Origin of the sequence: Corynebacterium sp. HMSC066C02 (assembly GCF_001814945.1) — a bacterium.
Lineage (GTDB): Bacteria > Actinomycetota > Actinomycetes > Mycobacteriales > Mycobacteriaceae > Corynebacterium > Corynebacterium aurimucosum.
Genome location: NZ_KV818428.1, coordinates 37,342 through 44,300, shown reverse-complemented (window position 1 = coordinate 44,300; position 6,959 = coordinate 37,342). Strand labels below are relative to the sequence as shown.

Genomic DNA, 6,959 nt, shown 5'->3' with positions numbered 1-6,959 from the left:
TATCAGGTGTCTACCTAACAGGGGTCAGGTCCTTCGCAAACGTGGGGTGATTTTGAGCAGGGGCGAACGCTTGTATCTGTGCGGAATCTTGTGGCGTATTGCTATGAGGATGAGGGCGCGCAGTGGACTGGTACGTCTATTTTCCGCCCCGCGTATAAGCATTGGCGGTTGAAGGATGAGTTGCTTCGTAAGGAAGTGACCACTTTGGACCGTAATGGTATGGGTTTCCCGGTGTATACGGGTAGTGATATTACGGATAACCCGAAGGCTGACCTTGAGTATGGGCAGGCGTTGGCAGAGAATGCGCGTAGCGGTGATTATGCTGGCGCTGCGGTTCCTGCGGGTGCGAAGTTTGAGCTTAAGGGTGTTTCTGGCCAGCTGGTTAGCCCGCGTGAGGCGATTAGTTATCACGATTCGATGATTGCTAGGGCTGTGTTGGCCCACTTCTTGAACCTTGAGAACGGCGGCAGTTACAACTTGGCGCAAACGCAGTCTGACCTGTTTATTCAGTCGTTGCAGACGATCGCCGAGTGGTTTGCGGATGTGTTTACGCAGCATGTCATTGAGGACCTTGTGGAGGTTGCGTTTCCTGACCATCAGGGGATGTGCCCGAGGTTGGTGTTTGATCCTATTGCTTCGCGTAAGGAGCTTGGGGCGGGGGATTTGGCGCAGTTGCTTAATTCTGGGGCGTTGTTTGCTGACCCGAAGTTGGAGGAGCATTTGCGTCGTTCGTATTCTCTGCCGCCGAAGCAGAAGCTGACTGATGCTTTGAAGTCGAAGCAGCAGCGGCAGCGTTTGGAAGAGCAGATGGGGGTCACGTTATCGAGTGATTCCGATACGGCTTCAAGTAGTGAGGAAGGAGGCACAGCATGAACGAGATTCTCATGTATGGCCCGATTGGTCCGGATTTTTGGGAGCCGGAGAATGCTATTACTGCGAAGTCGGTGATGGCTCAACTCTCCGAAATCTCCGGCGACGTGACGGTACGTATTTCATCTGGTGGTGGCGATGTCTACGAAGGCATCGACATCATGCAGGCCTTGAAGAACCATGACGGTGAGGTCACTGTGATTGTGGAATCACTGGCCGCGTCTGCTGCGTCGTTCATTGCGGTCGGTGGTGCCGACCGCGTACTCATGCGGGAATCGTCGGAGTTGATGATTCATCGTGCGTGGACTTTGGCTGAGGGTAATGCGGATGAGGTTCGCAAGACATTGTCCGACCTTGAGCGCCAGGACAATAAGCTGGCCGCTATCTACGCAGGTAAGGCCGGCGGTGAGATTCAGGAATGGTTGGACGCGATGAGCGCGGAGACGTGGTACACCGCCGAGGAGGCTGTGGCAGCCGGGTTGGCGGATGGGATTGTGGCTGAGAAGTCGTCCGCACCGGCGCCGTCGGCGTCGTTGGCGAAGCGGCGTTTCAAGTTCGCTAACCGGGCTGCGGCTCCGCCGCCGCCTGTCACCCGGTCGGTATCGGGGGACGTTTCTACTACGCCCAGTGATGGGCAGGAAGGAGATGCTATGAGCATCAAGAATCTCGCCCAGGAACTGGGTGTTGAGCCGGATGTGCTTCGTGAGAAGCTGTCCGGCTTTTTCAATGAAGAGGTAGAGGTTACGACCACTCTGGATGTGACTTACCCGGAGTCTGTGGAGGTTGTGCCGACCGGCAAGGTTGAGATTGCTCCGCAGGGTTCCCCAATTCCCGAGGGTGTGACTTTCGAGGTGTCTGGCCCGGATGGTTGGGAGACCACCGTGGAGGAGACTACGGGCGTGGTTACCGTTGTGGCTCCTGCGGGTGCGGAGCCCGATACCGAGGGAACTGTTGCTGTCACTGTGGCTGGCAATGGTGACCCGGTGGAGCTGACTGTTGGCGTTGTGGTTAAGGCTGCTGCCGATAATGATGGCGACGGTGAACCGGATGTTCCCGCAGAGACTACCGCAACCATGGAGGACACTGTCACCCTGGACCGTGATACCTACAACGACTTGCAGGCGGCGGCGAAGCTTGGTTGGGAAGCGAAGAATCAGGCTGATGCTAAGGCACGTGAGGACGAGGTAGACACCTGGATTCAGGAGGGGCGGGTTAACGCAGCGCGACGTTCCAAGGTCATTGAGGATATGCACCGTGACCCGCAGGCAGCTCGTGAGCTCTATGGCTCGATTCCTGTGAACACTATTCCGCGCATTGAGTCTGGCTATGGCCGCGATGTTGCCCCGGAGGGTGATTCTGCGGTGATGAGCACTGAAGAGCTCGATGCTCTCTCTAAGTCCCGCCTTGGCAAGTAGCCGGGGCGTTTCAATCTTTTAAGGAGAAAGAATGTCTAATCCAACTTTCCGCCAGGGCCCGATTTCTTTTGAGGCTTCCGAGGCGCTTGAGAAGTTCACTCTTGTCGCGGTGAAGGATGGCAAGATTGCCCCGGCTACTGCTGCTGGCCCTGTGTTTGGTGCGGTGACTGAGAAGGCCGATCCGAATAATGCGGCGCTTCCTGATGCGGTTTCGGTTCACTACGGTGTGGCCGCTGTGAAGCTGAAGGTTGCTGGTGGTGATGCTTCCGCGATTAAGGCGGGTGCTGCTGTGTTTGCCGCTGACAAGGGCGAGGTTGCTGCCACTGGCACTGTGCAGGTCGGTGTGGCCGTGTGGGACGGCGAGGGTGACCGTGTGCTGACTGTTCTCAATTCTCTGCCTCAGGCCGCTACCGCCTAGCAGACTGACCCCTAGGGAGATTTCAAGATGGAAACTATCAATTCTGTATTTGACAACATCAAGGGTCTTACCGTTGATGAGATGCTGGCTAATCCGGCGTACCTTCCTGAGAAGGTTCTCACCGCGATGGATGGACGTGAGGTTGAGCGCCTGTTCTTCCGCACCGAGAACGTTGCTTCTAACGTGTTTGCCTATCGTGAGCGTCGCCCGTACTACCTTGAGGACGACGTGATGAAGACCGCCGAGTTTGGCGAAATCCCGGTCGATGACCCCCGTGAGGATGAGTACAAGACTGGCAAGGTGGATAAGTACACCAAGGGTATTCGAGTGTCTTGGGAGCAGCGCAAGGATGATGACCGTGACGCTGTTGCTCGTGAGCTCGCAGCCCGTACGAACACCATCCTGCGCTCTCGTGCACGTGAGGCCCAGGCCGCTCTTGATGCGGCGGAGACTCAGGAGCTGGCTGCTGCCGTTGCATGGGACCAGCCGGGAGCTAAGCCCGCATCTGACATCCTGGATGCTATTGAGCTGATTCAGGGCGCTGAGGATGAGGACGGCAACTACTTCGAGTATGAGCCTAATGTTCTCTGGGTTCACCCGACTACGCTGACGATGCTGAAGCGTAACGAGGAAGTCCAGAAGCTCTACATCGGTGATATGGCTTCTGAGAACCCGCTGTTTAAGGGCGTTTCGGAGCAGCCGCTCCTGTTTGGCCAGTTGCAGGCAGCACCGTCCTTTGCTGTTCCGAAGGACAAGCTTTGGATTGGTGTTGAGGGCGCTGGCGTTCAGGCCCAGCGTGAGGATGAGCAGATTACTGACTTCTACGCTGAGGGCGGGGATTCTCACCTGGCTGGCCCGCACATGTCCTGGCGCTCGGACTACTCTCACCGCCGTGGCTTTGTGGTCGATTCCCCGAAGGGCATTGTTGAGCTGATGGGTCTGGTGACTAGCTAGTGAAGACGGTAAAGCTGGCGAAGTCGATTCGGTTCCCCGGCGGTCCGCTTCTAAAACAGGGCAAGACTCTTGAAGTGGATGATGCCGTGTTTGATGAGTATTTCAGCAGGGGTGTCTTCGTCGTGGAGGTTCCTGTTGAGCCGGATGTTTCTAAACCTGTTTCTGAACCTTCGTCTGGTGATGAGCCGGTGGGGGATGAGGATGAGGTCGTTCGTCCTGCGAAGTCTGCGCCGGCGACTGATTGGCGTGACTATGCCGAGGCTTTGGGTATGGACACTAAGGGCTTGTCTAAGGCGGAGATTATTGCCGCCACCGCTTAGGAGGCGACATGATTGAAGTTGATAAGGACGCCCTGCTTGCGCTGTTTCCGCGCCCGTTGGACGCGTTTGAGTCGGAGCGTCTTGACGGTTTGATTGCGTCGGCGGTCAAGACGATTGATACGGCGTTTCTCCGTCAGGGGCGCAGCTTTAAGCAGGAGCTAAAGACGGTCCCTTGGTTGGAACCGACTGCGCAGGAAGTTGTTGCTGACATGGTCGCGGCGGCGGTGTTGGTTGGCCCGAATGTGGGGCTGACTAATGCTTCGTCGTCTACTGGGCAGGAGTCTGATTCGGTGGGTTTTCGTGACACGTTGAAGTGGACTTCGTGGCGTGGCGTTCGTCTGACTGATGAGATGGCTGCGCTGCTTGGTTTGTCGGTGGCTGCTCGTGCCTTGGTTCGGTCTCCGCATCCTATTCGGTGGCCGGAGCGTCGCCTGTTTAGGCGGTGGTGACCGTGGAATTGATTACGGTTCATGGTGCCGCGGGCGGCGTGGATGATGATGGTTATCCGGTGCCGGGTGAGCCTGACCGTGAGGTCATGGTGAAGTCGGTGCAGCCGCTATCTCTGACGGAGATGTCGGATGAGGATAAGCAGGGGACGAAGGACATTCTGCGTGTGTGGGCGTCTGCTGGTACTGAGGTCGCTGATGGTGATGAGGTCACTGTGCGGGGCAAGCGGTATCAGGTGCGTATTACAGCGTGGGACTGGTCGGCTCATCGGCGGCCGGTTTATCGGCGGCATCGCCCGTCGATGGTTTTTGATTGCGTGAGGGGTGAGGGATAGATGGCGAAGGTTGGTAAGCCTCGTTTGGATATTCCGGATGAGTGGTACAAGAAGAATCTTGCTGCTCTTGCTCCGCAGTTGGAGTCGAAAGCGCAGGCGGTTGCTGGTGCCGTTGAGGGTGACGTGCCCGTGACGGTGACGATGAAGACTGACCGTCATGGTCGCCCAGTTGCGTTGGTGACGTTGGCGCATGCGAAGGGCCTGGCTATGCAGGCGAAGCATGGCACGTTGACGCGTGCCGCTGCGTCGCAGGGCCTAGACGTGCATCGCTACAACCCGAGGTGAGCGGCGTGGATTACTTCATTCAGCGCAACGCCCCGGAGGTCATTCGCCGCGCTTTGCGTGGCGTGATGGCGAAGCCGATCAGGGTCGTCGCGGCTATCCCGCAGGGCTGGTCCGTGGATGATGGCCCGGTAGTGACGGTGTCGAGCGATGGTTCTCCACGCTCGGGTCGTGCTACGTCGACTGAGAATGTTCGTGTCAATGTGTATGGCAAGTATGAGCCAGAGGTTCGGCGGGTTGCCGCCGAGATAGATGCCTGGCTTCTTAACCCCCACAGTGTTGGGGGTTTTCGTATTTCTCCCGGCCCGTTCCTTGTTGTGAAGGATGAGGACGTGAAGGGCTGGGTCGCTGCAGTCACGGTCGTGGCTGCTTCAACTAAGAAAGGACTTTCCTAAATGACTACCCCTAACACTGACCAGGGCACTCAGACCCTGGAAACGGATCGCGCCCGGATGATTGATATTTGGAAGGACGCGGAGGTCTACATCTCCACTGATGACGATCCGAAGATTGGCAATGATGGGTCGTTTGACCCGAAGGTGTGGAGCTTCATCGGATTGCTCAATGATGGTTCTGGCATTACGCAGGAGCCGGAGGTTGACCGCACTGAAATCAGCTCGTTCGGCGGCGTGTTGCAGCTGATTAATAACAAGTTCAAGAAGGACGTTCGCGGTTTCGACGCGCTCGAGATGAATAACGTGACGTTCCCGCTGCTGTGGCCGGGCTCTGTGTTCAAGGAGGGTAAGCCTGGTGTTCTTGTGGCGCCGGAGAACCCTGCTGAGGTGTTCATTGCGTTTAAGACCACTAATAGCTTCGGTGATGTCTACATTGATGTATCTCGTCGTCGTGCTCTGGTGTACGCAGAATCCGGTAATGAGCGTAACGATGATGGCGCTTCGGTAACTCAGTTTAAGGCTGAGATTCGTAAGGACCAGTACCGAGCTCTGTATGACTACCTGCGTCTGCGTGGGGATGATACGCCGGATGAGCTGCCGGATGTTATTCGATTCTCGGCTGAGAAGAATGATTCTGGTGACGCGGCGGAGGAGGCTCCGTCTCGCGGCGCTGACACCGAGGCTGGCGCTACTCAGTAGTGCGATGGGGTAGGGGAGATTTTTGGCAGACCGCCCCTACCCCTCCACCTAATTGGTCTGCCCAAGTTTTGTACAAACAATTCAATGTGAAAGGGTCTGCCATGACTACTCGCAAGAAAAAGAACGACGATGCTATTGACCCGAAGGACGCCTCTGGCGCCCAGGCCGAGGTCATCGAGGAAACCACCACTGATACCAACGATGAGGTGGAGTACCCCACGTTCACTATCAACGTGAACGGTGAGGATATTGAGATTGAAGACCGGTGGACTCGTGAAGCAGCCCCCGGCGGAATGATGTTCGTCTTCCATGAGCGCTACGCCCAGAAGTACATTCCGAGTGTGCTTGAGCAGCTCATTGGTGAGGACCAGGTGTTTAAGCTGATGGAGCTTGGTCTGTCGGTTGATGAGTTCCGTGAGGTGTTTACGGCGTGGGGTGAGCGCCGCCAGGGAAAATAGAGCTGCTGTACCTCATTGCTCAGCATGAGGATTTGGTAGAGGTTGATTTTCAGCGTTTCTACCACCTGGATTACCGGGATTTTTACCGTGAGGATGGGGGAGCCTCACGTATGACTTTGCGGCGAATGTTGTTGCTCGCGGAGCATTTGCCGTCGGAGTCTTTGTTTCATTCTGTGATTTCTGACCGCCCTCCGGTGAGTGAGGTGTCGTCGGTGCTGATGGATATTTGGTCAAGTCTGAATGGGCAGAAGCACCCGCGTTGGGAGCAGTTGAAGCGTGAGCGTCGCGCCAAAGAACGCGAAATTGCGATGCAGCGGGCGCGTGAGAAGGCCCGAAAGTTTAACGCCGCCAGGTGATTGCCTGCGCG

At 56.6% G+C, this 6,959-nt stretch carries 12 protein-coding genes; all 12 read left to right on the top strand.

Going from position 1 to position 6,959, the window contains the following annotated elements; genetic code table 11:
- Positions 1–168: 168 nt before the first annotated feature.
- On the top strand, positions 169–873 hold the full coding sequence (locus HMPREF2996_RS00260; protein WP_210398885.1) for a phage portal protein family protein: 705 nt from the start codon (positions 169–171) through the stop codon (positions 871–873).
- Positions 870–2,285: a head maturation protease, ClpP-related gene (locus HMPREF2996_RS00255; protein ID WP_070729553.1), complete on the top strand. Its 1,416-nt coding sequence runs from the start codon at positions 870–872 to the stop codon at positions 2,283–2,285. Before HMPREF2996_RS00260 ends, HMPREF2996_RS00255 begins: the two co-directional genes overlap by 4 nt.
- A gap of 31 nt (positions 2,286–2,316) precedes the next feature.
- Entirely contained in the window at positions 2,317–2,703 is a 387-nt protein-coding gene (locus tag HMPREF2996_RS00250) for a hypothetical protein (protein WP_070729550.1), read from the top strand.
- A gap of 27 nt (positions 2,704–2,730) precedes the next feature.
- A complete protein-coding gene (locus tag HMPREF2996_RS00245; RefSeq protein ID WP_070729548.1) occupies positions 2,731–3,657 on the top strand; it encodes a phage major capsid protein in 927 nt (308 codons plus the stop codon).
- Positions 3,657–3,977 (top strand): hypothetical protein, encoded by a 321-nt coding sequence (locus HMPREF2996_RS00240; RefSeq protein ID WP_070729546.1) that lies wholly within the window; start codon positions 3,657–3,659, stop codon positions 3,975–3,977. The genes HMPREF2996_RS00245 and HMPREF2996_RS00240 overlap by 1 nt, the downstream gene beginning before the upstream one ends.
- 8 nt (positions 3,978–3,985) lie before the next feature.
- Complete coding sequence (locus tag HMPREF2996_RS00235) at positions 3,986–4,426, top strand: Gp19/Gp15/Gp42 family protein (protein ID WP_070729544.1); 441 nt, start codon at positions 3,986–3,988, stop codon at positions 4,424–4,426.
- 2 nt (positions 4,427–4,428) lie between these two features.
- Positions 4,429–4,758 carry a hypothetical protein gene (locus tag HMPREF2996_RS00230; protein WP_070729542.1) on the top strand — a complete coding sequence of 110 codons (330 nt, stop codon included), beginning with the start codon at positions 4,429–4,431 and terminating at the stop codon, positions 4,756–4,758.
- The gene (locus HMPREF2996_RS00225; protein ID WP_070729541.1) at positions 4,759–5,043 is read left to right on the top strand and encodes a hypothetical protein; all 285 of its coding nucleotides are present in this window, start codon (positions 4,759–4,761) and stop codon (positions 5,041–5,043) included. It abuts the gene before it with no gap.
- Between the two features lie 5 nt (positions 5,044–5,048).
- A complete protein-coding gene (locus HMPREF2996_RS00220; protein ID WP_070729539.1) occupies positions 5,049–5,435 on the top strand; it encodes a hypothetical protein in 387 nt (128 codons plus the stop codon).
- Positions 5,436–6,134, top strand: a complete 699-nt coding sequence (locus HMPREF2996_RS00215) for a hypothetical protein (protein WP_070729537.1) — start codon at positions 5,436–5,438, stop codon at positions 6,132–6,134. It begins immediately after the preceding gene.
- A 101-nt stretch (positions 6,135–6,235) separates the two neighbouring features.
- Positions 6,236–6,592 carry a hypothetical protein gene (locus HMPREF2996_RS00210; RefSeq protein WP_070729535.1) on the top strand — a complete coding sequence of 119 codons (357 nt, stop codon included), beginning with the start codon at positions 6,236–6,238 and terminating at the stop codon, positions 6,590–6,592.
- A gap of 32 nt (positions 6,593–6,624) precedes the next feature.
- Positions 6,625–6,948: a hypothetical protein gene (locus HMPREF2996_RS00205; RefSeq protein WP_141757460.1), complete on the top strand. Its 324-nt coding sequence runs from the start codon at positions 6,625–6,627 to the stop codon at positions 6,946–6,948.
- The last annotated feature ends 11 nt before the right edge of the window (positions 6,949–6,959 follow it).

What these genes read in the sequence shown, in the direction of transcription:
- HMPREF2996_RS00255 (WP_070729553.1), top strand. Translation starts at nt 870, where the DNA reads ATGAACGAGATTCTCATGTATGGCCCGATTGGTCCGGATTTTTGGGAG.
- HMPREF2996_RS00250 (WP_070729550.1), top strand. Translation starts at nt 2,317, where the DNA reads ATGTCTAATCCAACTTTCCGCCAGGGCCCGATTTCTTTTGAGGCTTCC.
- HMPREF2996_RS00245 (WP_070729548.1), top strand. Translation starts at nt 2,731, where the DNA reads ATGGAAACTATCAATTCTGTATTTGACAACATCAAGGGTCTTACCGTT.
- HMPREF2996_RS00235 (WP_070729544.1), top strand. Translation starts at nt 3,986, where the DNA reads ATGATTGAAGTTGATAAGGACGCCCTGCTTGCGCTGTTTCCGCGCCCG.
- HMPREF2996_RS00225 (WP_070729541.1), top strand. Translation starts at nt 4,759, where the DNA reads ATGGCGAAGGTTGGTAAGCCTCGTTTGGATATTCCGGATGAGTGGTAC.
- HMPREF2996_RS00215 (WP_070729537.1), top strand. Translation starts at nt 5,436, where the DNA reads ATGACTACCCCTAACACTGACCAGGGCACTCAGACCCTGGAAACGGAT.
- HMPREF2996_RS00210 (WP_070729535.1), top strand. Translation starts at nt 6,236, where the DNA reads ATGACTACTCGCAAGAAAAAGAACGACGATGCTATTGACCCGAAGGAC.